Annotated in this window: 26 protein-coding genes; 12 read left to right on the forward strand and 14 right to left on the reverse strand. The window is 67.4% G+C overall.

The features are described from left to right. Positions 1-30 precede the first annotated feature (30 nt). The 3 genes from ugpA to ODI_RS12055 are packed head-to-tail and all read left to right on the forward strand — an operon-like array spanning position 31 to position 2,867. Positions 31-912, forward strand: a complete 882-nt coding sequence (gene ugpA / locus ODI_RS12045; RefSeq protein WP_067750222.1) for a sn-glycerol-3-phosphate ABC transporter permease UgpA — start codon at positions 31-33, stop codon at positions 910-912. Between the two features lie 7 nt (positions 913-919). After that, positions 920-1,768 (forward strand): sn-glycerol-3-phosphate ABC transporter permease UgpE, encoded by an 849-nt coding sequence (gene ugpE / locus ODI_RS12050; RefSeq protein ID WP_067750219.1) that lies wholly within the window; start codon positions 920-922, stop codon positions 1,766-1,768. A gap of 10 nt (positions 1,769-1,778) precedes the next feature. Then, positions 1,779-2,867, forward strand: coding sequence for a sn-glycerol-3-phosphate import ATP-binding protein UgpC (locus tag ODI_RS12055; RefSeq protein ID WP_067750217.1), 1,089 nt, complete (start codon positions 1,779-1,781; stop codon positions 2,865-2,867). Positions 2,868-2,967: 100 nt separating this feature from the next. Here ODI_RS12055 and ODI_RS12060 read toward each other — a convergent pair whose 3' ends face one another. Further along, positions 2,968-4,083: a branched-chain amino acid ABC transporter substrate-binding protein gene (locus ODI_RS12060; protein ID WP_067750215.1), complete on the reverse strand. Its 1,116-nt coding sequence runs from the start codon at positions 4,081-4,083 to the stop codon at positions 2,968-2,970. 214 nt (positions 4,084-4,297) lie between these two features. Here ODI_RS12060 and ODI_RS12065 point away from each other — a divergent pair, with 214 nt between their 5' ends. The 4 genes from ODI_RS12065 (at position 4,298) to cysW (ending at position 7,848) form a co-directional block, all read left to right on the forward strand. Beyond that, on the forward strand, positions 4,298-4,903 hold the full coding sequence (locus tag ODI_RS12065; RefSeq protein ID WP_067750213.1) for an RBBP9/YdeN family alpha/beta hydrolase: 606 nt from the start codon (positions 4,298-4,300) through the stop codon (positions 4,901-4,903). 77 nt (positions 4,904-4,980) lie between these two features. After that, on the forward strand, positions 4,981-5,997 hold the full coding sequence (gene cysP / locus ODI_RS12070; RefSeq protein WP_067750211.1) for a thiosulfate ABC transporter substrate-binding protein CysP: 1,017 nt from the start codon (positions 4,981-4,983) through the stop codon (positions 5,995-5,997). Between the two features lie 98 nt (positions 5,998-6,095). Further along, positions 6,096-6,938, forward strand: a complete 843-nt coding sequence (gene cysT / locus ODI_RS12075; RefSeq protein ID WP_067750209.1) for a sulfate ABC transporter permease subunit CysT — start codon at positions 6,096-6,098, stop codon at positions 6,936-6,938. Between the two features lie 43 nt (positions 6,939-6,981). Next, positions 6,982-7,848: a sulfate ABC transporter permease subunit CysW gene (cysW, locus tag ODI_RS12080; RefSeq protein ID WP_067750207.1), complete on the forward strand. Its 867-nt coding sequence runs from the start codon at positions 6,982-6,984 to the stop codon at positions 7,846-7,848. Between the two features lie 53 nt (positions 7,849-7,901). On the opposite strand, the gene ODI_RS12085 is transcribed toward cysW, so the two are convergent. Beyond that, positions 7,902-9,383 carry a DNA-3-methyladenine glycosylase 2 family protein gene (locus ODI_RS12085; RefSeq protein ID WP_067750327.1) on the reverse strand — a complete coding sequence of 494 codons (1,482 nt, stop codon included), beginning with the start codon at positions 9,381-9,383 and terminating at the stop codon, positions 7,902-7,904. A 140-nt stretch (positions 9,384-9,523) separates the two neighbouring features. On the opposite strand from ODI_RS12085, the gene ODI_RS12090 reads away from it, so the two are divergent. Beyond that, complete coding sequence (locus ODI_RS12090) at positions 9,524-10,069, forward strand: methylated-DNA--[protein]-cysteine S-methyltransferase (RefSeq protein WP_074046764.1); 546 nt, start codon at positions 9,524-9,526, stop codon at positions 10,067-10,069. A 99-nt stretch (positions 10,070-10,168) separates the two neighbouring features. On the opposite strand, the gene ODI_RS12095 is transcribed toward ODI_RS12090, so the two are convergent. The 5 genes from ODI_RS12095 to ODI_RS12115 all read right to left on the reverse strand — a co-directional run bounded on the left by ODI_RS12095 (position 10,169) and on the right by ODI_RS12115 (position 15,494). Next, the gene (locus ODI_RS12095; RefSeq protein ID WP_067750324.1) at positions 10,169-10,690 is read right to left on the reverse strand and encodes a Dps family protein; all 522 of its coding nucleotides are present in this window, start codon (positions 10,688-10,690) and stop codon (positions 10,169-10,171) included. A 169-nt stretch (positions 10,691-10,859) separates the two neighbouring features. Beyond that, positions 10,860-11,813 carry a LysR substrate-binding domain-containing protein gene (locus ODI_RS12100; RefSeq protein ID WP_067750205.1) on the reverse strand — a complete coding sequence of 318 codons (954 nt, stop codon included), beginning with the start codon at positions 11,811-11,813 and terminating at the stop codon, positions 10,860-10,862. A 42-nt stretch (positions 11,814-11,855) separates the two neighbouring features. After that, positions 11,856-14,096, reverse strand: coding sequence for an ATP-dependent DNA helicase RecG (recG, locus tag ODI_RS12105; protein ID WP_231968042.1), 2,241 nt, complete (start codon positions 14,094-14,096; stop codon positions 11,856-11,858). 28 nt (positions 14,097-14,124) lie between these two features. Further along, a complete protein-coding gene (locus ODI_RS12110; RefSeq protein WP_067750203.1) occupies positions 14,125-14,511 on the reverse strand; it encodes a Rid family detoxifying hydrolase in 387 nt (128 codons plus the stop codon). A gap of 65 nt (positions 14,512-14,576) precedes the next feature. Beyond that, a complete protein-coding gene (locus ODI_RS12115) occupies positions 14,577-15,494 on the reverse strand; it encodes a LysR family transcriptional regulator (protein ID WP_067750201.1) in 918 nt (305 codons plus the stop codon). Between the two features lie 123 nt (positions 15,495-15,617). On the opposite strand from ODI_RS12115, the gene ODI_RS12120 reads away from it, so the two are divergent. The 3 genes from ODI_RS12120 (at position 15,618) to ODI_RS12130 (ending at position 18,428) form a co-directional block, all read left to right on the forward strand. Continuing rightward, positions 15,618-16,979, forward strand: a complete 1,362-nt coding sequence (locus tag ODI_RS12120) for an acyclic terpene utilization AtuA family protein (RefSeq protein WP_067750199.1) — start codon at positions 15,618-15,620, stop codon at positions 16,977-16,979. A 29-nt stretch (positions 16,980-17,008) separates the two neighbouring features. Next, positions 17,009-17,386 (forward strand): AtuA-related protein, encoded by a 378-nt coding sequence (locus ODI_RS12125; RefSeq protein WP_067750197.1) that lies wholly within the window; start codon positions 17,009-17,011, stop codon positions 17,384-17,386. Positions 17,387-17,459: 73 nt separating this feature from the next. After that, entirely contained in the window at positions 17,460-18,428 is a 969-nt protein-coding gene (locus tag ODI_RS12130) for a Bug family tripartite tricarboxylate transporter substrate binding protein (RefSeq protein WP_067750195.1), read from the forward strand. 86 nt (positions 18,429-18,514) lie between these two features. Here ODI_RS12130 and ODI_RS12135 read toward each other — a convergent pair whose 3' ends face one another. From ODI_RS12135 to ODI_RS12155, 5 genes are all read right to left on the reverse strand, one after another. Continuing rightward, the gene (locus tag ODI_RS12135; RefSeq protein WP_067750193.1) at positions 18,515-19,075 is read right to left on the reverse strand and encodes a hypothetical protein; all 561 of its coding nucleotides are present in this window, start codon (positions 19,073-19,075) and stop codon (positions 18,515-18,517) included. Positions 19,076-19,185: 110 nt separating this feature from the next. After that, positions 19,186-19,821 (reverse strand): transposase, encoded by a 636-nt coding sequence (locus ODI_RS12140; RefSeq protein ID WP_067750191.1) that lies wholly within the window; start codon positions 19,819-19,821, stop codon positions 19,186-19,188. A 284-nt stretch (positions 19,822-20,105) separates the two neighbouring features. Continuing rightward, positions 20,106-21,098, reverse strand: a complete 993-nt coding sequence (locus ODI_RS12145) for a FecR family protein (protein ID WP_067750189.1) — start codon at positions 21,096-21,098, stop codon at positions 20,106-20,108. A gap of 136 nt (positions 21,099-21,234) precedes the next feature. Then, on the reverse strand, positions 21,235-21,741 hold the full coding sequence (locus ODI_RS12150; RefSeq protein WP_067750187.1) for an RNA polymerase sigma factor: 507 nt from the start codon (positions 21,739-21,741) through the stop codon (positions 21,235-21,237). Between the two features lie 27 nt (positions 21,742-21,768). Then, positions 21,769-22,449, reverse strand: a complete 681-nt coding sequence (locus ODI_RS12155) for a TonB family protein (RefSeq protein ID WP_162292300.1) — start codon at positions 22,447-22,449, stop codon at positions 21,769-21,771. A 484-nt stretch (positions 22,450-22,933) separates the two neighbouring features. Between ODI_RS12155 and ODI_RS12160 the strand changes: the two genes are divergently transcribed. Then, positions 22,934-23,578: a C40 family peptidase gene (locus ODI_RS12160; protein ID WP_082985167.1), complete on the forward strand. Its 645-nt coding sequence runs from the start codon at positions 22,934-22,936 to the stop codon at positions 23,576-23,578. A gap of 74 nt (positions 23,579-23,652) precedes the next feature. Here ODI_RS12160 and ODI_RS12165 read toward each other — a convergent pair whose 3' ends face one another. Continuing rightward, entirely contained in the window at positions 23,653-24,411 is a 759-nt protein-coding gene (locus ODI_RS12165) for an SDR family oxidoreductase (protein WP_067750183.1), read from the reverse strand. Positions 24,412-24,581: 170 nt separating this feature from the next. Further along, positions 24,582-25,442 (reverse strand): sulfurtransferase, encoded by an 861-nt coding sequence (locus ODI_RS12170; RefSeq protein ID WP_067750181.1) that lies wholly within the window; start codon positions 25,440-25,442, stop codon positions 24,582-24,584. Between the last annotated feature and the right edge of the window lie 16 nt (positions 25,443-25,458).

Consider the following 25,458-nt stretch of genomic DNA (forward strand, 5'->3'; position numbering starts at 1 on the left):
GGCCGGATCCCTTCCCTTCCTTGCCGGTACATGGATAAACGCGCCCGCTACGGCCACAAGGTCCTGCCCTATCTGCTGCTGGCGCCGCAGTTGGCCGTCACCCTGATCTTCTTCTTCTGGCCCTCGGGCCAGGCGCTGTGGCAATCGCTGCGCATCGAGGACGTCTTCGGCCTGTCCTCCCAGTTCGTCGGCCTCGACAACTTCACCGACCTCTTCGGCAACCGGGACTACCTCGACTCCTTCCGCGTCACCGCCTATTTCTCGGTCATGGTGGCGGGGCTGGCGCTGTCCCTGTCGCTGCTGCTGGCCGTCATGGCCGACCGCGTGGTGCGCGGCGCGGGCGTCTACAAGACCTTGCTCATCTGGCCGTACGCCGTGGCCCCCGCCGTCGTCGGCGTGCTGTGGCTGTTCCTGTTCTCGCCCGCCGTCGGCGTCCTGGCCGTCGCGCTGCACAAGATCGGCGTGGCCTGGAATCCCAGGCTGGATGCCAGCCACGCCATGACGCTGGTCATCGTGGCAGCGGTCTGGAAGCAGATCTCCTACAACTTCATCTTCTTCCTGGCCGGGCTGCAGGCCATTCCACGCTCCCTGATCGAAGCCGCCGCCATCGATGGCGCAGGCCCCTTGCGCCGCTTCCGGACCATCGTTTTCCCCCTGCTGTCGCCCACCACCTTCTTCCTGCTGGTGGTCAACATCATCTATGCCTTCTTCGACACCTTCGCCGTCATCGACACCACCACGCAAGGCGGTCCGGGCACGGCGACGGCGGTGCTGGTCTACAAGGTCTATGCCGATGGTTTCCGAGGCCTGAACCTGGGATCGTCGGCGGCGCAGTCGGTGGTGCTGATGGCCATCGTCATCGTGCTGACGGTGGTGCAGTTCCGCTATATCGACCGCAAGGTCCATTACTAGGCCCGCCATGATCGAACGCCGCCGCTGGCTGGATGTCTTCGCCCACGCCGTGCTCCTGGCAGGCCTGGCCGTGGTCGCCTTTCCGCTTTACGTGACCTTCGTGGCCTCCACGCAGACCGCGCAGGAGGTTGCCGCCGCGCCCATGTCGCTGCTGCCTGGCACGCATTTCATCGAGAACTACACCCAGGCGCTGCTTGCAGGCACGAGCGGCACGGCAAGTCCGCCCGTGGCACGCATGATGTGGGTCAGCCTGGTCACCGCGCTGGGCATCGCCATCGGCAAGATCGTCATCTCGCTGCTGTCGGCCTTCGCCGTCGTCTACTTCCGGTTCCCCTTGCGCCAGGTCTTCTTCTGGATGATCTTCGTGACGTTGATGCTGCCCGTGGAGGTCCGCATCGTGCCCACCTATGCCGTGGTGGCCAACCTGGGCCTGCTGAACACCTATGCGGGCCTGACCTTGCCGCTGGTGGCCTCGGCCACGGCCACCTTCCTGTTCCGGCAGTTCTTCATGACGGTGCCCGACGAACTGGTCGACGCCTCGCGCATCGACGGCGCCGGTCCCATGCGCTTCTTCCTCGACATCCTGCTGCCGCTGTCGCGCACCAGCATCGCGGCGCTCTTCGTCATCCAGTTCATCTATGGCTGGAACCAGTACCTCTGGCCGCTGCTGGCCACCACCCAGGAAGACATGTACCCCATCGTCATCGGCATCAAGCGGATGATCAGCGGCGGCGACGGCCTCACCGAGTGGAACATCGTCATGGCCACGGCCATCCTGGCCACGCTGCCGCCGGCGCTCGTCGTGGTCCTGATGCAGAAGTGGTTCGTCAAGGGCCTGGTGGACACGGAAAAATAAGAGACTCCTGATGGCAAGCCTGAGTTTTCGCAAGACCAGCAAGACCTATCCGGGTGGCGTCACGGCCATCCACGGCGTCAACATGGAAATCGCCGATGGCGAGTTCATCGTCATCGTCGGCCCCAGCGGCTGCGGCAAGTCCACGCTGCTGCGCATGGTGGCGGGCCTGGAAAGCGTGAGCGCTGGCGAGATCCTCATCGACGAGGAGGTCATCAACGAACTGGAGCCGGCCGAGCGCGACATCGCGATGGTGTTCCAGAACTATGCGCTTTATCCGCACATGTCCGTCTACGACAACATGGCCTATGGCCTGCGCATCCGCGGCATGCGCCGCGACGCGATCCGCGAGCGCGTGGAGGCGGTGGCGCAAACCCTGGAACTGACGCCGCTGCTCACGCGCCGGCCGCGCCACCTGTCGGGTGGGCAGCGCCAGCGGGTGGCCATGGGCCGCGCCATCGTGCGCGAGCCGCGCGTGTTCCTGTTCGATGAGCCGCTCTCCAACCTGGACGCCAAGCTGCGCGTGCAGATGCGCCTGGAAATCCAGAAGCTGCACCGGCGCCTGGCCACCACCAGCCTGTACGTCACGCACGACCAGGTCGAGGCCATGACGCTGGCCCAGCGCATGATCGTCATGAACCAGGGCCGCGTGGAACAGATCGGCACGCCCGCCGAGGTTTTCGAGCGTCCGGCGTCGACTTTCGTCGCCAGCTTCATCGGCGCGCCGCCCATGAACCTCATGACCGTCCAGGTCGGCAGGCAGGGGGGCATCCAGACGCCCGACGGCATCCCGCTGCACATCGCGCCAGGCGCGGTGCCGCAGGCCGTGCGCGGCCAGGAAGTCGTGCTGGGCACCCGGCCCGAGCACCTGGTCATGAACGGCCACGGCGTCGGCATGACCGTCGAGATGGTGGAGACGCTGGGTTCCGAGCAACTGCTGCACGGCCATTTCGGCGCCACCCGTCTCGTCGTGCGCTGCAATACGCGGCTGACGGCCGAGGCGCAGAACCAGGTGGGCGACGTCGTGGAAATCGGCCTGGAGGATGGCCGCCACCCGCTGCACTGGTTCGACCTGCAATCAGGCCGGCGTATCGAGGCCTGAGGTCGGCCGGGCGCCATGGCCCCGCCGGATGCGGCAAGGCCCCCGGGACACCGCCAGCGCGGCGGCATCCCGGGGGCCTTTTCAGTTGACGTGCTGCGCCTTACTTGGCGACGGTCTTGCTGCCGTCCTTGTGCCAGGTGAAGACGTCGAACTCGAAGTTCTTCAGGTCGCCCTGCGGCGTCCATTCCACCTTGCCCACCGGCGTGTCGAAGCTGTTGGCGTGCAGGTACTTCGCCACCTTGACCGGATCGGTCGACTTCGCGCCCTTGATGCCGTCGGCGATGACCTGGGTGGCCGTGTAGGCCGTCATCTGGAAGGCGCCGGCGGGATTGCGCTTCTTGTCGGTGAAGGCCTTGGTCAGCGCGGCGTTGTCCGGGTTGGCCGAGAAATCGGCAGGCAGCGTGACCAGGAAGCCTTCCACGGCGTTGCCGGCGATGGCGTTGATGTCGGGGTTGCCCGTGCCTTCCGGCCCCATGAAGCGGGCCTTCAGGCCCTGCTCGGCGGCCTGGCGCAGCAGCAGGCCGGCTTCGGGGTGGTAGCCGCCGAAGTACACGAACTCGACGCCCGCGGACTTCAGCTTGGTGATGACGGCCGAATAATCGCTGTCGCCGGCGTTGATGCCTTCGAACACCGGCACCTCGATCTTGGCTTCCTGCAGGGTGCTGCGCACGGCGGTGGCGATGCCCTGGCCATAGGACTGCTTGTCGTGCAGCACGGCGACCTTGGCGGGCTTGATCTTGTCGATGATGTAGCGGGCGGCGGCCGGGCCCTGCTGGTCGTCGCGCCCGATGGTGCGGAAGATGAACTCGTGGTTCTTGCCGTCGGTCAGCGCGGGCGCGGTGGCCGAGGGGGTCACCATGACCACGCCCTCGTTGTTGTAGATGTCGGCGGCCGCGATGGTGGCGCCCGAGCAGACGTGGCCCACCACGAAGCCGATGCCGTCGTTCACGACGCGGTTGGCGGCGACCGGGCCTTGCTTGGGTTCACAGCCGTCATCGATCAGGACGACCTCGATCTTCTTGCCGTCGACCCCGCCGGCGGCGTTGATACGCTCGACAGCCGTGGAGACGCCTTCCTTGACCATGTCCCCATATTGCGTCAAAGCACCTGTCATGGGGCCGACGACGGCGATCTTGATGGCGTCGGCGTGGGCGGCGGACGCGAAGGTCATACCCAGTGCGACGGCCAGGGGCAGCAGGCGGTTCGCGATAGTCATGAGAGGTCTCCTTGATGGGGAATAGGAATAATGCTGCCTTGCCTGTCCCCCGCGGGGCAGGCGGCCGGCCGCTCTGAGGTGGCCTAGCGGCAGAGGGGAAAGAATACACGATCACCCTTGGTGGCCTGGACCGCCTCCCATATTCCAAATTTCGTATATGCAAAGGGGAAATTATTAGTTTGGGTTAGGAAGACGCGGCGGCATCATCCTCTCCATGCGATTCCAAGCGATCATCGTCCCCGGCTGGAAGAACTCCGGCCCCGAGCACTGGCAAAGCCGCTGGCAAGCCACACTGCCCCACGCCGTCCGGGTGACGCAGCACGACTGGGAAAACCCCGACCCCGCCCTGTGGACCGCCGCGGTGGCCCAGGCGGTGGACGCCGCCACCTGCCCCACCCTGCTGGTGGCGCACAGCCTCGGTTGCCTGGCCGCCGCGCGCCTGCCCGTGGCCTTGCGCACCCGGGTGGCGGGCGCCCTGCTGGTAGCCCCGGCCGACGTCGAGCGTCCCGACGCGCCGGACGTACTGCGCGCTTTCGGGCCGGTGCCCGACCAGCCCTTGCCCTTCCAGAGCGTCGTGGTGGCCAGCGACAACGATCCCTATTGCCGCCTGGAACGGGCCCGCGGTTTTGCCCACGCCTGGGGCAGCCGCCTGGTCGTGGTGCCACAGGCGGGCCACATCAATACCGATTCCGGCCACGGCGACTGGCCGCAAGGCTTGAAGCTGCTGGCCGCGCTGCGCCGGCGCGCCCTGTGGCGCGTGACCCCGCCCGCCGAACGGATTCCACCCATCCCCGAATCCACGGGCAGCCGCGCCAGCTGACGCACCACCCTTCCCCAGATCCTTTTCATCGTCTTGCCCTCCGCCTTCCGGCGGCTTCACCTGGAAATACCGAGAACATGAAACTCCAACGCCTCCTGGCACTTGCCGCCACCACCGCCACCCTGGCCGCCGCCGCGCCCGCCGCCCTGGCCCAGCAGACGCTGCTGAACACCTCGTACGACATCGCCCGCGAACTCTTCACCGAGATCAACCCGAAGTTCGTCGACCACTGGAAGAAGACGACCGGCGAAACCATCACCATCGAGCAGTCCTTCGGCGGCACGTCCAAGCAGGCCCAGGCCATCCTGCAAGGCCTGAAGGCCGACACCGTCACCTTCAACCAGGTGCCCGACGTGGACATCCTGGCCAACCGCGGCCTGGTCGCCAAGGACTGGCAGAAGCGCTTCCCCAACGCCAGCTCGCCCTACTACAGCACCATCGCCTTCCTGGTGCGCAAGGGCAATCCCAAGAACATCAAGACCTGGGATGACCTGGTCCGCGACGACGTGAAGGTCGTGTTCCCGAACCCCAAGACCTCCGGCAACGCCCGCTACACCTACCTGGGCGCCTGGCTCTATGCCAACGAGAAGTTCAACGGCGATGAAGCCAAGGTCAAGGAATTCGTCGGCAAGCTGCTGCGCAACGTCGAGAGCTTCCCCACGGGCGGCCGAGGCGCCACCGTCGCCTTCGCCCAGAACAACCAGGGCGATGCCGTGCTGACCTTCGAATCCGAGGTCAACAACATTGCCAAGGGCGACGAGTTCAAGGCCCAGGGCTTCGAAGTCGTGGTCCCGCCCGTCAGCGTGCTGGCCGAATTCCCGGTGGCCGTGGTCGACAAGGTCGTCGACGAGAAGAAGACCCGCAAGCTGGCCGAAGCCTTCCTGCAATACCAGTACTCGCCCGAGATCCAGGCGCTGCTGGCCGGCTACAACTACCGCGTCCACGACGCCGAGGTGGCGAAGGCCAACGAAGCCCGCTTCCCCAAGATCAAGCTCATCAACCCGCAGGCCGTGCTGGGTTCGTGGGATGACATCACCAAGAAGCACTTCGCGTCGGGTGGCGTGCTGGACGAGCTGCTGGCCAAGGGCCGCTAAGCGGGTCGACCGCCCACCTCCTGCCCGCGGCGCGGGCGGGGCCGAACGCCGGTTGTCCATCAGGGGCAACCGGCTTTTTCCCGTGTATCCTGCCGGCCATGCCGAAATTCTTCACCCGTCACCCGACCCTGCCCGGCTTCGGCCTGAGCTTTGGCGTCAGCGTGCTCTTCCTGTCGCTGGTCATCCTGGTGCCGATCGCGGCCCTGTTCCTGTACGTCAGCGACATGACCTGGGCGCAATACTGGCGCGCCATCACCGATCCGCGCGTGCTGGCCAGCTACCGCGTGACGCTGACGGGGGCGGCCATCTCGACGTTCCTGGCCACGGTGATCGGCATGCTGCTGGCCTGGGTGCTGGTGCGCTACGCCTTCCCCGGCCGCCGCTTCCTGGATGCGCTGGTGGACCTGCCTTTCGCGCTGCCCACGGCCGTGGCCGGCCTGACGCTGTCGCTGCTGCTGTCGCCCGGCGGCTGGATCGGCCAGTGGCTGGCCCCCTTTGGCTGGAAGGTGGCCTATGCCTTCCCGGGCCTGGTCGTGGCCATGACCTTCACCAGCCTGCCCTTCGTCGTGCGCTCGGTGCAGCCGGTGCTGGCCGACCTGGGCACGGAATACGAGGAAGCCGCCCACACGCTGGGCGCCACCGACATGCAGACCATCTGGCGGGTGCTGCTGCCCGCGCTGGTGCCGGCCATCTTCACCGGCGCCTCGCAGGCCTTCATCCGCAGCCTGGGTGAGTTTGGCGCGGTCGTCATGATCGCCGGCAACATGCCCTTCAAGACCGAGATCACCTCGCTGATGATCTTCGTGCGCCTGTCCGAATACGACTACCCGGCCGCCTCGGCCATCGCCAGCGTGGTGCTGATTGCCTCGCTGCTGCTGCTCTTCCTCCTGCAGGTGCTGCAGGGCCGCATGCTGCCGTGGCAGCGCGCCGGAGCGCTGTGATGATGATGCGCCGTCTTCCTGGATACCCGCCGGAGCCATACGCATGAGCGGCCCCACGCTTAACGTGCCCACCGGCCGCGCCGCCGGGCCGGGCCGCCCACGAGGCTGGCGCCAATGGACGCTGATCGGCCTGGCCGTCACCGCCGCCTTCCTGCTGCTGGTGATGCCGCTGGCGCTCATCTTCGCCCGCGCCCTGTCGGGCGGCTGGGAGATGCTGATGGCGAATCTGGCCGACAGCGACATGCAGCACGCCATCGGCCTTACCTTGCTGGCGGCGCTCATCACCGTGCCCATCAACGTCATCTTCGGCGTGCTGCTGGCCTGGTGCGTCACGCGCTACTCCTTCCGCGGGCGCAAGCTGCTGCTCACGCTCATCGACATTCCCTACGCCACCTCGCCGGTGGTGGCAGGCCTGTGCTACCTGGTGGTCTATGGCCTGGAAAGCACGGTGGGCGCGTGGTTCTATGCGCGCGACATCCAGCTGATGTTCGCGTGGCCCGGCATCATCATGGTGACGGTGTTCGTCACCTCGCCCTTCGTGGCGCGCATCCTGATTCCGCTGATGCAGGCGCAAGGCAGCGAAGAGGAATACGCCGCACTCACCCTGGGCGCAAGCGGCTGGCAGATCTTCCGCCTCATCACGTTGCCCAACATCAAGTGGGGCCTGCTGTATGGCGTGGTCATCACCAATGCCCGAGCCGTGGGCGAGTTCGGCGCCGTCTCGGTCGTGTCGGGCGCCATCCGCGGCAAGACGCTGACCCTGCCGTTGCTCATCGAGCAGCTGAACGACGACAACAAGACGGTTGCGGCCTTTACCGCCGCGGCGCTGTTGGCCTGCATGGCGCTGGTCACGCTGGTGGTGAAGACCATCATGGAGCGCCGCCAGGAGCGGCTGGGGCTGCGCCACTGAGGGCGTTGGCGGATCGCACGGCAAGGGGCGCTTTCATCAAGCGCCCTTTTCTTTCATACCGTCCACAGGTATTGCGCCGCGTAGGCGCGCCAAGGCCGCCAGCGCTCGGCGTGCGCCAGCAGCATCTTCGCGGTCCAGGCCTGCCCGTCCAGCTTTTCCATCGCACGGATGAGCCCGATGTCCGCTGCCGGAAACGCATCCGGCTCGCGCAACTGCCGCAGCGCGATGTATTGCGCCGTCCACTCGCCGATGCCCTTGATCTCCCGTAGCCGCGCCACGGCGGCCTCCAGGCTGCCTTGCGGCGCGAACGCCTGGGGATCCGCCAGTGCCGCCGCGGCCACCGCCGACAGCGTGGCCGCCCGGCTGCCCGGCATGCCCAGCGAGGCCAACTGCGCGGGGGCCAGCACCTCGGGCAGCGGAAACACGTGCGTGAGACCGTCTTCCGCTTGCGCCATCGGCGCGCCATATCCCTGCACGAGCTTGGCACCCAGCCTGACCGCACCGGCCACGGTGATCTGCTGGCCCAGCACGGCACGCATGGCCAGTTCGAAGCCATCCCAGGCGCCGGGCAGGCGCAGTCCTGGCCGCGCCTGCACCAGCGGGGCCAGCAAAGGGTCCTGCGATAACTGCGCGCCGATCGCCAGGGGATCGCTGGCCAGGTCGAACACGCGCCGCAGCCTGGCGATGATCACGGGCAAGGCATCCAGCGCCGGGAAGCGCACGGTGACCCGCAAGGCGCTGTCGCCGCCGGGTTCGACCCGTACCGTGCCGTGCACCCCATCCAGGCAGATGCTGCGTGCATAGTGGGTGTCGCCCGCCACCTCCATGCCGGCGATTGCCCGCACCCGCAGGAAATGCAGCATGGCCGGCCAGTCGTAAGGCGGCCGGTAGCGCAGCAACAGGGAGATCTCGCCACGCGGCCCGGCGGGCACCTCGGGCTTGCCGGAGCGGCGCAGCGCGCTGGGCGGACGGTCGAACAGCGCCTGGAAGCTCTCGTTGAAGCGGCGGATGCTGCCGAAGCCGGCCGCGAAGGCGATCTCGGCCATCGGCAGCTGGGTTTCGTGGATCAATTGCTTGGCCAGCAGCACGCGGCGCGTCTGCGCGACCGCAACCGGCGACGCGCCGACCTGCGCGCGGAAATGCCGGCGCAGCTGCCTGTCGCTGACGCCGAGCCGGGCGGCCAGCGTGTCCAGGCTGCCTTCGTCCAGCGCGCCATGCTCGATCAGGCTCAGCGCGCGCGCCACGATGGCGGCGCCGGCGGGATCCCCGCTGGCCCGGTCGCCCAGGGGGCCGCCCACCGCAGCGGCCAATTGCGGCGCCGTTTCCGGTCGGCAGCGCAGGCAGGGATGGAAGCCCGCTTCCTGTGCGGCGGCGGCCGTGGGAAAGAACATGACGTTGCGCGACAGCGGGGTGCGGGCGGGACAGACCGGGCGGCAATAGATGCCGGTGGTCTTCACCGCGGTGAAGAACTGCCCGTCGTAGCGGGCGTCGCGCGCCGAGACAGCGCGGTAGCAGGCGTCGTGGTCAAGGTCCATGGTGCCCATGCTAACGCTGGCCGAAACCGCCTGCTAGCGGTTTTCGGACACCGATGCAGGCCCCACATGCCTGTCCGGAAACCGCCAGCGGCGCCGGTCTGACGGCATTACAGTGGCAACTGGCTTATCGGAGACCCACCATGTCCGAGCTCACTTTCCTGCTCGATCGCTTCCACACTCCCCTGGGTGAAATGCTGCTGCTCATCGACGAGTCCGGGCAACTGCGTGCGCTGGACTGGCACGACTACGAAGATCGCATGCACCGCCTGCTGCGGCGGCAATATCCGCGGCAGGCCGTCGTGGTCCGCGAGCGCGCCTCGCCTTCCCCGGTCCGGCTATCGCTGCAGCAGTACTTTGAAGGTGACCTGGCGGCGCTCACTCGCATTCCCGTCGCGACCGGGGGCACGGCATTCCAGCGCGCCGTCTGGGCTGCCCTGCGCGACATTCCCGCAGGCGAAACCCGCAGCTATGGAGAATTGGCCCGCGAGATCGGCCGGCCCCAGGCCGTCCGCGCGGTGGGCCTGGCCAATGGCGCGAATCCTGTCGGCGTGGTGGTGCCCTGCCACCGCGTGATTGGCGCCAACCGCTCCCTCACCGGCTATGCCGGCGGGCTGGCGCGCAAGCGCTGGCTGCTGGCGCACGAGGCCGGCTGGCGGGCACGCGGCCAGGCGATGCGCGCGGCATGAAAAAACCGCCCGGGGCAGCATGCCCCAAGGCGGTTTTTCCCGGCGCGACAAGCGCGCCGGCACGATCGGGCCGCAACGCGGCGGCCCGGACCGGCAGGATTACTGCAGCAGGCTGCGCAGCATCCAGGCGTTCTTCTCGTGCACGTCCAGGCGCTGCGTCAGCAGGTCGGCCGTAGGCTGGTCGTTGGCGGCGTCGGCCTTCTCGAAGGCGGCGCGGGCGGTCTTGGCGACAGCCTCGTTGCCCTTGACCAGCAGGCGCACCATTTCCAGGGCATCCGGAATGTTGGTGGGCTCGGCGATCGACGACAACTGCGCGTATTCGCGATAGGTGCCGGGCGCATAGTGGCCCAGCGCGCGGATGCGCTCGGCGATGTCGTCCAGCGCATTCCACTCTTCGGTGTACTGCGTCATGAACATCGCGTGCAGCGTGTTGAAGAGCGGACCCGTGACGTTCCAATGGAAGTTGTGCGTCATCAGGTACAGCGTGTAGGAGTCGGCCAGGGTCTTCGACAGCTCGGCCGCCACGGCAGCGCGGGCGCTGTCGGTGATGCCGATGTCGATGTGCGGCACCGATTGGTCGCTCTTTGGAGCCTTGGTCTTGGCGGGGGCTTTGGTTTTCACTGCGCCCTTGACGGCGCTTTTGACTGACTTCGTCGCTTTTGCCACGTTCTTCTCCTGTGGATCGATGCGGTCTGTCGAGGATACCACCGCCACGAAACAAGCCGATGAATAATACTGATGGGCGCGATCGGCGATTTGCAAATCTTTGTTCGAACGCAGCGCGTTCTTGTCAGTCGCTTTGCCGCGCCGCCTCTTCCGTATCCAGCATCGTCACGTTTTCCAGGCCGCACTCGAACACGGCCTGCGACAGGGCCTCGATGGCGGCCAGGCGCGGGAAACTCTTGCGCCAGGCCAGCACCACCCGCCGGTCGGGAACGGGCTTCCTGAACGGGATGTAGCGCAGCAGCCCTTCCGGATCCACGTGCCTGGGCACCGAGGTCATGGGCAGCACCGTGACCCCGATGCCCGCCGCCACCATGTGCCGGATGGTCTCCAGCGAAGAGCCCTCGAACGTGCGCTGGATGCCGTCATTGGCGGCCGAGAAGCGCGAAAGCTCCGGACACACTTCCAACACCTGGTCGCGAAAACAGTGGCCGCTGCCCAGCAGCAGCATCGTTTCCTGCTTCAAGGCCTGCGCATCGATGGTCTCTTCCTTCGCCCATTGGTGGGATTTCGGGACGGCGACCATGAACGGCTCGTCATAGAGCGGCCGCACCACCAGCCCCGCCTCGGGCAGGGGCAAGGCCATGATGGCGCAATCGATCTCGCCCTGGCGCAGCAGCTCCACCAGCCGCACGGTGAAGTTTTCCTGCAGCAGCAGCGGCATCTGCGGCGTGCGGGCGATCTGCGCGGGCACGAGCCGTGGCAGCAGATACGGTCCGATGGTGTGGATGACGCCCACGCGCAAGGGCCCTGCCAGCGGGTCGTGGCCCTGGCGCGCGATCTCCTTCAGGTTGGCGCTTTCCTCCAGCACCTTCTGCGCCTGCACGACGATGCGCTGGCCTATCGGTGTCACCCCGACCTCGCTGCCGCCGCGCTCGAACAGCGTCACGCCCAGTTCGTCTTCCAGCTTGCGGATGGCGACCGACAGCGTGGGCTGGCTGACGAAGCAGGCTTCGGCCGCGCGGCCGAAGTGCCGTTCCCGGGCAACGGCGACGATGTATTTGAGTTCGGTCAATGTCATGGCGGTCTCTGTCCCGGGCGTGCCGGTCGCTGAAAGGCGAATTCAGGTTCTCAGGAAGTCCTCGCGGCCCCGCAGCCAGCGCGTCAGGTGCGCCTGCACCACCTCGGGGTGGTCACGGCGCAGCCACGCGGCGGCTTCCCGGGCCTGCTCGGCCAGTTCGGTATCGGTTTCGATGTCGGCAAAGCGCAGCAAGGCCAGGCCGGACTGGCGCGTGCCCAGGAATTCGCCCGGCCCCCGCTGGGCCAGGTCGCGCCGGGCGATCTCGAAACCGTCGTTGGTCTCGAACATGGCGCGCAGGCGCTCGCGCGCCACCATGCCCAGCGGCGCCTGGTACAGCAGGACGCAGACGGACTCCGCGCTGCCCCGCCCTACCCGGCCGCGCAACTGGTGCAACTGGGCCAGGCCGAAACGCTCGGCATGCTCGATCACCATGAGCGAGGCGCGCGGCACATCCACGCCGACCTCGATGACGGTGGTTGCCACCAGCAGGTCCAGCTCGGCGGCATGGAAATCCTTCATGACCTGGGCCTTCTCGGCCTGCGGCAGCTTGCCGTGGACCAGGCCGATGCGCAGGTCGGGCAGGACCTGGCGCAAGGTTTCACAGGTGTCGACGGCGGTCTGCAATTGCAGGGCCTCGCTTTCTTCCACCAGCGGGCACACCCAGTAGGCCTGGCGGCCCTGGCGAACCTCCTGCGCCACCAGTTCCACCACCTGGTCGCGGCGGCTTTCCGCCACGAGCTTGGTGACGATGGGCGTGCGACCCGGCGGCAAGGCATCGATGACCGAGACGTCCAGGTCGGCGAAGAACGTCATGGCCAGCGTGCGCGGGATGGGCGTGGCGCTCATGTGCAACTGGTGAGGCGCAAGCGGCCCGCCCTCGCCCTCCCCCTTGCGGCTGAGCGCCAGCCGCTGGCCCACGCCGAAACGGTGCTGCTCGTCGACGATCATCAGGCCCAGTCGATGGAAAACCACGTGTTCCTGGATGATGGCCTGCGTCCCGACGATGAGTTGCGCGCTGCCATCGGCCGCGGCAGCCAGGGCGGCGCGGCGCTGCCTGGGGGACAGGCTGCCGGTCAGCCAGGCCACGGTCACGCCCAGCGGCGCCAGCCAGTCGCCCAGCTTGCGGAAATGCTGCTCTGCCAGGATCTCGGTGGGCGCCATGAGCGCGACCTGGGCGCCACAGGCGATGGCCTGGGCGGCGGCCAGCGCCGCCACGACCGTCTTGCCGCTGCCGACATCGCCTTGCAGCAGGCGGTGCATGGGATAGTTCCGCGACAGGTCGGCGGAAATTTCCTCCACCACGCGCATCTGCGCGTCGGTTAGCTGGAACGGCAAGGCCTGGTACAGGCGGCGCACCAGGCCTTGGCGCCGGGTGTCCAGCGGCAGTGTCTCTGCCCGCTTGTCCCGGCGGGCAGCGCGGGCTGCCGCCAGCGACAGCTGCTGGGCCAGCAGTTCGTCGAACTTGATGCGTTGCCAGGCAGGGTCCGAGCGCTCGTGCAGGAAGTCGTCCGCTCCCCCGGGAGGCGGTTGGTGCAAGGCCCGCAGGGCAGGTTCGAAAGGCATCAGGCCATAGCGGTCCAGCACGGCTTGCGGCAAGGTGTCGCGCAGTTCCACTTGCTGCAGCGCGCGGGCCACGGCCTTGCGCAGCACGGACTGGGGCAAGCCTTCCGTGCTGGGATAGACGGGCGTCAGCGCGGTAGGCATCGGCGCATCGGCGCGCGTCATGCGCGGATGCACGATTTCCCGGCCGAAAAGGCCGCCACGGATCTCGCCGCGCGCGCGCAGCCGGGCGCCGGGTGTCACCTGCCGTTGCTGGCTGGGATAGAAATTCAACCAGCGCAAGCCCAGCTCGCCGGTCTCGTCGGCGATGACGGCGGTCAACTGGCGCCGGGGCCGCTGGATGACCTCCGAGCGCAGGATCTCGCCTTCGACCTGCGCCGTCATGCCGGGCTGCAGGGAGGCAATGGGAAGATTGCGCGTTTCGTCCTCGAAACGCAGCGGTACGTGCAGCGCGAAATCGATGGGCGTTTCCAGCCCCAGGGAAAGCAGGCGGCGCTCGACGTCGGAGCGCGGCGCGGGCTTGCCCGCCGCCGTTGACGCGGTTTTCGCCGCCGTCTTCCTGGCGGGTTTCTTGGCGGGCGCGGCAGGCGCCACGCCACCCGAGGCCGTACGCCCCGATGCCGGGCGCCCCGGCTTGGCCGCGGCCTGGGCTGCGCTTGCCCCCGGCGCGGCCATGCCTTGGCCGCGTCGTGCCGCGTTGGGCGGGGAACCGCGCGCGTTCATGGCTGCCGCTGGCCGGCCGCGACGTCGATCACAGGACCAGGATGGCCTCGACCTCGAACTGGGCGCCCTTGGGCAGGCTGGCCACGCCGATGGTGGAACGCGCGGGGTACGGCTCGGGGATCACTTCCGCCATGATCGCATTGGCGGCGGCGAATTTGCTGAGGTCGGTCAGGAACAGCGTCAGCTTGACGATGTTGGCGGTGGTGCCGCCCGCTTCGGCGATCACCGCCTGCATGTTGGCGAATGCCTGGCGCACCTGGGCATCGAAGTTTTCCGACACGAGTTCGCCGGTGCCGGGCTCCAGGCCGATCTGGCCCGACAGGTAGACGGTTTTCGTGCCAGTGACGGCAACGGCTTGCGAGTAGGGGCCGACGGCTGCCGGGGCGGCATCCGTATGAATGATGGTCTTGCTCATGGGCGGGATCCTGTCAGTGGCGGATTGGTGAAAACAACTATCGCAGTGTAAACACCAATAGGCCTTTATGAAAGGCCAGCGGGCGTGTTGCGCGCGCCGATTTCGCCCCGCCGCTGCATCAGCAACTGATAGAGCGTTTCCGCCGCGACCGACAAGGTGCGCCCTTCCCGCTTGATCAGGTACAGCGCGCGCGCCAGGCCTTTGCCGGCCAGCGGACGGATCGCCAGTTCGGGACGGCGGAAATGGAAGAGCGTCATGGCCGGCACCACTGTCACGCCCAGGCCCGCCATCACCAATCCGGCAACCGTGGCCAGGTGTTCGACTTCGAGCACGGGCGGCGGCAACTGCGCGCCCAGCGCATCCTCCAGCAACACGCGCACGCTGCTGTTGCGCGCCAGCTGGATCATCGGCCAGCGCACCACGTCCTGCATGCGGACCTTGGCCTGCTGCGCCAGCGGGTGTTCCGCCGGGCAGACGAGGTGATAGCGGTCGCTTTGCAGCAGCACGGTTTCCAGCTCGTTCATGTCCGGCCCGCGCGCGGCCACGGCGAAATCCACCCGGCCGCTGTGCACCATCTCGAGGCAGCCGCCCAGCAGCGCATCGCGCAGGTCCAGGCTGATGCCCGGATAGGCCCCCTTGAAGTCGGCCAGGATCGCGGGCAACCAGCCCGCGGCCAGGGACGGCAGCGCCGCCAGTGCGACGTGGCCCCGGCGCCTTGCGGCATGGTCCTGCAGGTCGGCCATGACGAGGTCGAAATCGGCCAGCAGGCGCCGCGCCGACGCGTCGAGCACCGCGCCTTCCGCTGTCAATTCGACGTGCCGCGTGCTGCGGTGGAACAGCTTCACGCCGGCATCGTCCTCGATGCCGCGGATCATGGCGCTGAACGCGGGCTGGGTCAGGTGGCAGCGCGCCGCGGCGCGCGTGAAGTGCCGTTCGTCCGCCAAGGCCACGAACGCGCGCAATTGCCGGGTCGATAGATTCATTTGATTCCTGTATCAATGAATACTTTTTTTCTATTTTACCGATGACTGGGCGCTGCCTATAGTGACCTCGATCAAGGCGCGCCAGACAGTCAAGGCCGCGCCGATGCGACTGGAGACACAGGCATGGCCTCGCAGCCCCCGCTATTCATCGGTTGCGCCACCGGCTTCTCGGGCGACCGGACCGACGGCGGCAGCGCCGTCGTCGACACCCTGATCGCCCAGGGCGGTGGCGTCCTCATATTCGAAACCCTGGCCGAACGCACGCTGGCCCTGGCGCAGCTTGCCCGCCGCCAGGACCCTGAAGCCGGCTATGAGCCGCTGCTGGACGAACTGGTGGCGCCGATCCTCGCCCGCTGCCTGCGCCACGGCATCGCCATCGTCAGCAATTTCGGCGCGGCCAATCCTGCCGCCGCTGCCCGCCGCATCCTTGCCCTGGCCCGGGAACAAGGCCTGCCCGCCCCCCGGGTGGCCGTGGTCGAAGGGGATGGCCTGGACAGCCCGGAACAGCGCGACTTGCTGCGTGAACGGCTGGGCGGACGACTGGCCGGCGTGGACATCGCCAGCGCCAATGCCTATCTGGGCGCGGAACAGATCGCCGACGCCCTGCGCGCCGGCGCGCAGATCGTGGTCGCGGGCCGGGTGGCCGACCCCTCGCTCACCGTCGGTCCCGCGCTCGCCCACTTCGGCTGGGCGTTGGACGATTGGGAGCGCTTGGGCCGCGCCACCATGGCAGGCCACATCCTGGAATGCGGCTTGCAGGTGACGGGCGGCTACTTCTGCGTGCCCGGCCTGAAGGACGTGCCGGATCTCCACGACGCGGGCTTTCCCATCGTGCGCATCGATGCCCAGGGCGAATTCGAGGTCACGAAGGCGCAAGGCACCGGCGGCTGCGTCGACACGCGCACGGTGAAGGAACAACTGCTCTACGAGGTCCATGATCCCGCCCGCTACCTGACGCCCGATGTGACCGCCGACATCAGCCAGGCCGAGGTCGTGGAACTGGGTCCGGATCGGGTCGCCGTGCGGCAGGTGCGCGGCCATGCGCGCCCGCGGGAACTGAAAGTGAACGTGTGCCACCTCGGTGGTTGGCTCGCCGAGGCGGAAATCTCCTATGCCGGCGTGCAGGCCGAGGCCCGCGCACGCCTGGCCGGCGACATCGTGCGCCGCCGCATCGGTTCGGCCCTGACGTTGCGCACCGACCTCGTCGGCGTGCTGAGCGTGATGGGCGACGACGCGGGCGCCTTGGCATTGCAGCAGCCCCATGGCGCTGCGCGCGACGTTCGCCTGCGCGTGGCGGCAAGCCACCCCGAGCGCGGACAGGCCGAGCGCGTCCTGCGCGAGGTCACCGCGCTGTACACCTGCGGCCCCGCGGGCGGCGGCGGCGTGCGCACCTCGCTGCGTCCGCGCCTGAACATGGTCTCCTGCACCGTGCCGCGTGATGCCGTGCAGGCCCGCTGGCGCATGCTGGATCCGGCGCAGGCTTGAGCCGCGCGCACGAAGCAAGGAAAACCGATATGACCGCCACGCCATCCGTGACCGTTCCGCTCTACCGCCTGGCCCACGGCCGGTCGGGCGACAAGGGCGACATCTCCAATCTCAGCCTGATCGCCTGGACGCCCGCCTGCTACCACGTCCTGGCCGAACAGGTCACCGAAAAACGCGTCGCCGAGTGGTTCGCGCACCGCCGCCCCCGCGCGGTGACGCGGTATCTGCTGCCCACCTTGCACGCCATGAACCTGGTCCTGGACGGCGTGCTGGACGGCGGCGTCAATGACGCGTTGAACCTCGACACCCACGGCAAGACCCTGTCGTTCTGGCTGCTGGACATGCCGGTGGAGGTCGATGCCGAGCTGGCGCGCACGCTGCCCGACGTCCCCGCGCGCGCCAATTGAACGCTGCCTTTCCCCCTTACCGCCAGACCCGCCATTGGCGGCAATACCCAAAACACAACGAGGAGACATCGCCATGAAACACCCCCTGCCCCGCCTGCTGGCCCTGCTGACGCTGAGCACCCTGGCGCCGCTGGCCGCCGCCCAGTCGAACTTTCCGAACAAGCCCATCACCTTCATCGTGCCTTTCGCGGCAGGCAGCGCCACGGACCAGATCGGCCGCGCCATCGGCCAGGGCGTGACCGAGCAGACCCAGCAGCCGGTCGTGATCGAGAACCGTCCGGGCGCCAGCGCCATGATCGGTGCCCAGACCGCGGCCCGTGCCGCGCCCGATGGCTACACCATCCTCATCACCACCAACACCACGCACGCGGCCAATGAACACCTGTACAAGTCCCTGTCCTATGACCCCGTGAAGGACTATGCGCCGCTGACCCTGCTGGGCAAAGGCGGCCAGATCATGGTGGTGAATCCGAAATCGCAGGCCAGGACGGTGGCTGAGTTCATTGCGATGGCCAAGAATGCGCCGGGCAAGCTCAGCTTCGGCAGTGGCAGCTCCAGCAGCCGCATTGCCGGCGAACTGCTGCAGCAGATGGCCAACATCAAGCTGCTGCACGTGCCTTACAAGAGCAACCCGCTTGCGGTCACCGACCTGCTCGGCGGCCAGATCGACACGATGATCACCGACACGGCCACCGGCCTGCCGCAAGTGGCGTCCGGCAAGCTGCGCGCCCTGGGTGTCACCGGCCCCAACCGCTCGCCGCTGGCTCCCGACGTGCCCACCATCGCCGAGTCGGGCGTGCCCGGCTATGAAATGGGGTATTGGTTCGCGGCCTATGCGCCCGCCGGCACGCCGCCAGAAGTGGTGTCGCGGCTGCACGAACTGCTGAGCAAGGCGACCGAATCCAAGGCTGCCAGGCAGTTCTACAGCCAGACCGGCACGGACCCCGCCGTGTCCACGCCCAAGGAGCTCGCTGCCTTCCAGGCCGAGGAGTCCAGGAAGTGGGGTGACATCATTCGCCGCGCGGGCATCCAGCCGGAATAAGCGCCGAAGGAGACGGCCCCATCAAAGCGGGCGCCTGTGATGCAGGCGCCCTTTTGACGTTGTCCGGTCGAGACTCGCGCCCGGCATCAGGCCGCGGCGGCGGCCTCGACGCTGCCCGGCAGCAGGCGAAGGCGGGCCGGAAAGCGATCCAGTGGCGCCTCGTCGAGCAACTCCGCCAGGACGGCGGGCGCGGCCTCGTGATAACGCAAGGCATCGGCGTCCTGGACGAAGCGCCCCAGCCCCCCGAAATCATCGGGCAAGCCCACGAACCAGCGGCACAGCACGTGGTACGACAACTGCTCATGGAAATAGCGGTCGTCCTCGATCTGGTGAATGGTGCGGTAGATCGTCGCCCGCAGCAGGAGATCCAGCACGCCGGGCGGCGAGGTGTCGCCCAGCAGCGCGGCGTAGCGGTCCGCCGCCCGCGCCAGGCGTGCGTCCACGTGTTCGCGCAAGCCATAGAGCGGGTGGCCTGCGGGAATCATCTCGGTCCACGGGTCGGGACGGCGCCAGCGGCCATGCGTCACCAGCCAGATCCAGGGCGCGCCGCGCCGATGCACCGCCACGGGCATACGCTGGGCAGTCTTCAGGATGCGGCCCAGATGGCGATCCAGTTCCTTCATGCCCACTTTCTCGGTTTGCAACATGTCCATCTCCTCTGCCTTGCTGCGGGCGGCATGCGGGCCCGGGGCACTTGGCCCTGGCTACCTGCTTGCGCGCCATCGCGGGCGCCCCTCGCGCCCACGGGTATGGGGAATTACTGCCCTGCGTGCAGGAAAAGCGGGGTGACGCGGGTCGCGGGCGGCGGCGATACCCGGCGCTGCTTCACCGCCAGACGGTCGCGCCAGACCCCCAACAGGCGGCATTCCGGGGAAATGCCCGACTGCGCGGCAGCAGCGCCGAGAGGGGCTTGCGCCAGGACTTCCTCCAGCAGGGAAACTACCTGCTCGTCGCGGGTCATGGCGGCCAGGGTTTCGACGAAAGTCGAAACATCACGCGTGACCTCGCGGATATCCGCGCCGACAAAATCGCGAAACAGCAGGTTGTAGACCAATTGCTCATGGAGCGCCTGGGGACTTTCCATGTCATACAGGGCTTGCAGGATCAACGTCCGCAGCATGGTGATGCTGGGCGGGGCCTGGTAACGCTCGTTGGCCTGCCGCAGTATCTCGGCGGCGCGGCGCTGCAATTCGGCGTCCACGTGCTGGCGCAAGGCCATCAGCGGGTGATCCGGCAACACTGGGTCGGCGGTGCCCAGCCGGCGGCGCCAGGTGTCGTGGGAGACGATCCAGATCCAGGGCGAGCCATACCGCGACACCATGACGGGCTGCTGCCACGATGACTCCGCGAGTTTGGAAAGCTGCTTCTTCAGGTCGGTGGTTCCGAGGTTCATGATTTGTCTCTCGATGGCAGCGATACAATCGGTGATACCTTAAGACGAGATTCACGCACAAAACCCGAACACTTAATCAGAAAAAATCGGGAGAAAATAAATTCAGGGTTCAATAAAACCCGCGGATCCGCTGAAACTTAAGTGTCCAAACAGTGCGCATGTCCGTTTTTAGCTTACGTGATAATACGCAGCCTTGCCGTGTTCCTGATTATTCGCGGACAAATGAAAACGCCAACGCGGAACACAGGTTCCGCGTTGGCGCGACAGTGCAAGACTGAAAGGATTTAGCTGAGCAGGACGATATTGCCCGGCAGGCTGCGGGCATCCACCCGGAAAGCCAGGCTGATCTGCCGCAGGACCTGATCGAGATCATCGATGCGGAAACGGCCGCTGAGCGGCAATTGCGCGACCGACTGCTTCAGCAGGACGACCTTGCCGGGCCGGTAACGGTTGATCTCGTCGATGACGTCGACCAGGGCGGTTTGCCTGAACAGCAGCACGCCATCGCGCCATGCCGAGGCGGCTTCGATATCGACCGCGCTGGTGGCGCCCAGCGCCACACGGTCGTATTCCACCTGCTCGCGCTCACGCAGTACCAGGGTCCCTGCGCTGTGCCGGACGCTGACCTCGCCCGACAGGCAGGTCACGCAGGTACGGTCCGCCAGATGGCGGACCTCGAAGCGCGCCTGGCCGGCACGGGCTTCGGTGCGCCCTGCCCCGGCCAGCACGGCAAACGCGCCGGTGCTGCGGGCGGTATCCACGGCTGCCTCGCCGTCGAGCAATTCAATGGACCGGCCTCGGGCCGCTCCCTCGCCGCGCACGGCGACCCGCGTGCGCGTATTGAGGTCGAGCTCGACCTGGCTGTCGAGCACCACGTGGCGCTGTTCGCCCGTGCCCGTGCTGTAGTCCGCGCCCAGCGCACCCAGGGAAAGCCCGAGCATGGGCTGCGCCACCACGGCCACGGCGCCCGCGCCTGCCGCGGCCAGGCCGCCGACCAGTAAACGGCGGCGCATCGGCCGTGTCGCGGCCTCCCGGGCAGGACGCCGGGCCGGCAGAGGATCGCGATTGGACACGCTGGCGCCTGCGACACCGATAGCCTGCCAGACACGCTGCGCGCGCGCGAAGGCGGCGGCGTGCTGGTCGCTGCGGGCGCACCACTGGCGCATGGCATCCGCGTCGTCGGCGGTTGCCGCGCCGGATGTCAGAAGACGCACCCAGGCATGGGCCTCGGTCTCGAGGGATCCCAAGACTCGCGCGTAGCGGTCGGGGGTACTCATAGGATAGGTGTGCTCGCAGTCAATGGACGGATGCGGTGAGCGGGCAAGGGGCGGCATGCATCGCCGGGATGCCTGCAACGTCACCGACTTCTTCAAGTATTGAGACGAAACTCATCTCGCAAACCCGCCCACGTTGTTACTTCTCATTGAACATTTCGGCGCAATGCTCATGGGCGCGCTTGAGTTCGCGCTGCACGACCCGCACGGAAATGCCCAGGCGTTCGGCGATTTCGTTCTGGGGCGTGCCATCCAGGCGGACCGCCAGGAGGATCGCGCGCCGGCGCGCCGGCATGGCCTCCATCGCCTGCGTCAGGATGTCGCAGTCCGACCGGGTCAAGGCGATGCTTTCGGGCGTGGCGCCCGCGTCTTCCAGGTCCAGCAATTCGTCGATCTGGGCGGCATTGAGCAGGTGCTTGTTGGCGCGCTGCTGGTCCACGGCGATATTGACAGCCATGCGCAACAGATAGGACTGCGGGCTGGAAACCTCGCCGACGCCGGTCTCCTTGCTGTTCAGGCGCAGCCACGTGTCCTGCAGGGCATCGCCGGCCATGTCGGCACTGCCCAGGCGCCGCGTCAGGCGGCCCTTGAGGTCGTCGTAGCGCGAGACCAGGAAAGTCCTGAGCGCGAGGAGGCCATCGCTCATGCGCGCGCTCCCGTATCCAGCGATCCTTCATCGACCGTCATCGCAACTCGCCGTCCTGCCCGCTGAAAGCGGCAACATGATCATCGTAAATGGCTGCTCGAAACCTGGCGGCGGCGGACCGACCACTGCTCTTTCCAGGGACCTCAGCAACGCGTCATCTCTTGCGGGCAAGCCTGTCGAATCGAGCAGGCGGATCCGCTCCAATCTTCCCGCGGCCGACACCCAGAACTGCAGGGCGGCACGGAAATCTTCCTTGGCCAGCAAGGGGTCCCTGCACAGCGCTGCCCGCAGGGCACCCTGCACCGTGCCGTAGTACTGACGATACCTTCCCGCTTCCGGCCGGGAAGCCGCCGGCGTGGAGGCTCCGCGCGGGGATTGCGGCGCACCCACGAGCACCAGCGCATTCTGGCTCGTGTAGCGGGCCGACAGGCCCGAGCCCGCCAACAGCCGCCGCAAGGCCTCTCCGGCCTCGAGGCGCCCCGACACTGCCTGGGACCGCCTGCCTGTGACCAGCGTGCCCAGATACACCACGGACACGCCCGTCACGGCGCCGTATTGCTCCAGCGCATCCTGCAAGGTTTGCGCCGCGATATCGAAATCAAACACCCGCTTCGCGTGATTGCTCGCGTCGGCCTGTTCGGCTGGCGCGGGCATCGTCCAACTGGCCGTCGGCAGGCTCGCGCAGGACAGGACGAGGAACGCGGCCAATGCCCAGGCGACCCGATGGCCTTGCAAAGGAAAACCAGCGCTCGCAGGCCAGACGCGATGCATTGCGCTGCCACAGGCAGCCGCCTTGCCTGGATCACCTTGCACGGGAAAATCTGGGCGCATTTTTCAAGCGAGCCAGCTTACCTGTCACATATTGCGGGCGCATGACGTGACCACTCCATTTCAGGGGCCGCAATGGGCGCGGATCGGGCGTGCCGACTTGCCGGATGCGCGCCGGGGCGATCCAGTATGCATGCGAAACCCAGGCGGCGCGATCCCCCTTCAATGGGGGCTTATTTGCACATATTCGGTTGTCATCTTCTGTAATAAATTCATGCCCTCTGCACGATAAGTGATAATCCCCTACAATCTGCTGCGTTTTTCCCGTTCTTTACCGGTATTTGACTTGCACGCGCGCCGCGTGCCGGGTGGGTGGTTCCGCCCCGGTTGCCCGCGCCTCCCTCCGCTTCCTGCCCGACGCCTAATGACGCCGCCACAACGACATCACGCGCCCGCCTCCGTTTTTTCGGCAGTGCCGCGCCCCCGCGCACTGCTTGCCCTGCTCCTGCTGGCCGCTGCGCCCCTCGCCGCCCAGGCCACGCCGCAAGATCCCACGCCGATCCGCATCGAGCTCAAGCCTCAGTCCGTGGCGACCGAAAGCGCGCTCAAGCGTCCGTCGGCCAAGCCCGTCAGGCTGGAAACCTGGATGCGCCGCCATGCCAGGCAGACGGTGGGCGAACGCGTGGTGACGGCCTCGCTGGCCGAAATCGGCACGCCCTATTCCTGGGGCGGCGACAATCCCGAAGACGGTTTCGACTGCAGCGGACTGGTGCGTTTCGTCTTCGCCAAGATTGCGGACATCGATATGCCGCATCGCGCTCGCCAGCAGCGCACGCTGGGCAAGCCGGTGAAGACCGCCCAGCTGCAACCCGGCGACCTGGTGTTCTTCAACACCATGCGCCACCCGGCGTCCCATGTCGGCATCTATATCGGCGAAGGCAAGTTCGTCCACGCGCCGTCGCGTGGCGCCAAGGTTCGCGTCGACAAGCTCAGCAACAGCTACTGGGCCAAGCGCTATACCGGCGGGCGCCGGTACCTGGAACAGGAAACGCTGGCCAGCGCGAGCTGATCCCCCGCGCCCGGGCGGGCGCGGACACTCTTCCTCTTCTTGAAGGGCCCGACCAGGCCCCGTTCACGTCCTGTTCAGCCGCGTCCCACGAAGGGCATGGTCGTCGCCATGATGGTGATGAACTGCACGTTGGCTTCCAGCGGCAGGTCGGACATGGTTGCCACCGCGCGCGCCACATGGGCGACATCCATGCGGGATTCCTGCTTGCGGGAGCCATCGGCCTGGAGAATGCCGTCGGCCATGGGTTGGGTCATGTCCGTGGCGGCGTTGCCGATGTCGATCTGTCCGCAGGCGATGTTGTAGCCGCGGCCATCCAGCGAAATGGACTTGGTCAGGCCGGTGATGGCGTGCTTGGTGGCGGCGTAAGGCGCCGACATCGGCCGCGGCGACTGGGCCGAGATCGAGCCATTGTTGATGATGCGTCCGCCCTGCGGATCCTGCGCCTTCATGATGCGCATGGCGGCGCGTGCGCACAGGAACATGCCGGTGAGGTTGACGTCGACGATCTCACGCCAGACATCCACGGGAATCTCGTCCACCGGCAGCTCGGGGCTCATGCGCCCGGCATTGTTGAACAGCACGTCGACGCGGCCGTACTCGCGCTGCGTCTGGTCGAACAGGCCGCGCACGGACTCCTCATTGGTCACATCGGTCGGCACGACGAGCGCACGCAGCGCGTCGTCGCCTGCCGCCGTGCGGGTTTGCTCAAGCTGTTCGCGCCGGCGTCCGGCCAAGGCCACGCGGTAACCGCAGGCAAGCAGTTCCAGGGCGACCGCTCGACCGATGCCTGTTCCCGCGCCGGTAACCACCGCTACCTTGTTCTGCACACCCATGCTGACTCCTGATTGATCCGGGGTGGCAGCATGCTAGCGCATCCAATTTGCCGCAACGCACCCAAAAGGACGTTCGTATCCACCGGGAACAGACGGTTGCATGTGCGGAGATCGGCAGTAACAGGGACGCCCGGCAGGCACCTGTCGCGCCGCCAGGCAAGCGCGCGGGATCAGGCCGTGCCGGTAGCCACGGGCGCGCCGGGTTGGGCGCTCCATTCGCTCCAGGAGCCCGGATACAGCGTCGCGCCGCCCAGGCCGGCCACTTCCATGGCAAGCAGGTTGTGGCAGGCAGTGACGCCCGAGCCGCATTGCGCCACCACGCGCGCCGGCGCCGTGTCGCCCAGTATGGCGGCGAACTCGTCACGCAGCGCCGCGGGCGACTTGAAACGCCCCTGGTCCGTAAGGTTGTCCTTGAAGAACCTGTTGCGCGCGCCCGGGATATGTCCGCCCACCGGGTCCAGCGTCTCGTTTTCCCCGCGGAAGCGATCCGCGGCGCGCGCATCGATCACCAGGCGATCACCCGCTTCGACATGGCCACGCAGCGTGTCGTAGTCCACGCGGTTGACAAGCGAGGGCGCCGGCGCGTAACGGCCCGCCGCGCGCGCGGGAGTGGCCAGGTCGCTGGCGGGAAAGCCCGCGTCGCGCCAGGCGGCCAGGCCGCCATCCAGCACCGCGACGGCCTCATGCCCCGCCCAGCGCAGCATCCACCACAGGCGCGCGGCGTACATGCCGCCGGCATTGTCATACCCCACGACCTGCATGCCAGGCTCCAGGCCCAGGGCGGCCATGCGGGCCGCGAATTCTTCCACGGTGGGCAGCGGATGACGGCCGTTGCGGCCGGTCTTGGCCGTGCTCAGGACGTCGTCCAGGCTGACGTAGACCGCGCCCGGCACGTGGGCCGCGTCATGCGTGCGGCGTCCTGCCTGCGGGTCGGTCAGGTCGAAGCTGCAATCGCAGACCAGCACGGCGGCCGGATCGGCTTGCAGCAGGGACTGGAGTTCGTCGGGCTGGATCAGCGTGGTGTACGGCATGCGGGGACACTCCTTA

The sequence above is a fragment of the Orrella dioscoreae genome, from assembly GCF_900089455.2.
GTDB lineage: Bacteria > Pseudomonadota > Gammaproteobacteria > Burkholderiales > Burkholderiaceae_B > Orrella > Orrella dioscoreae.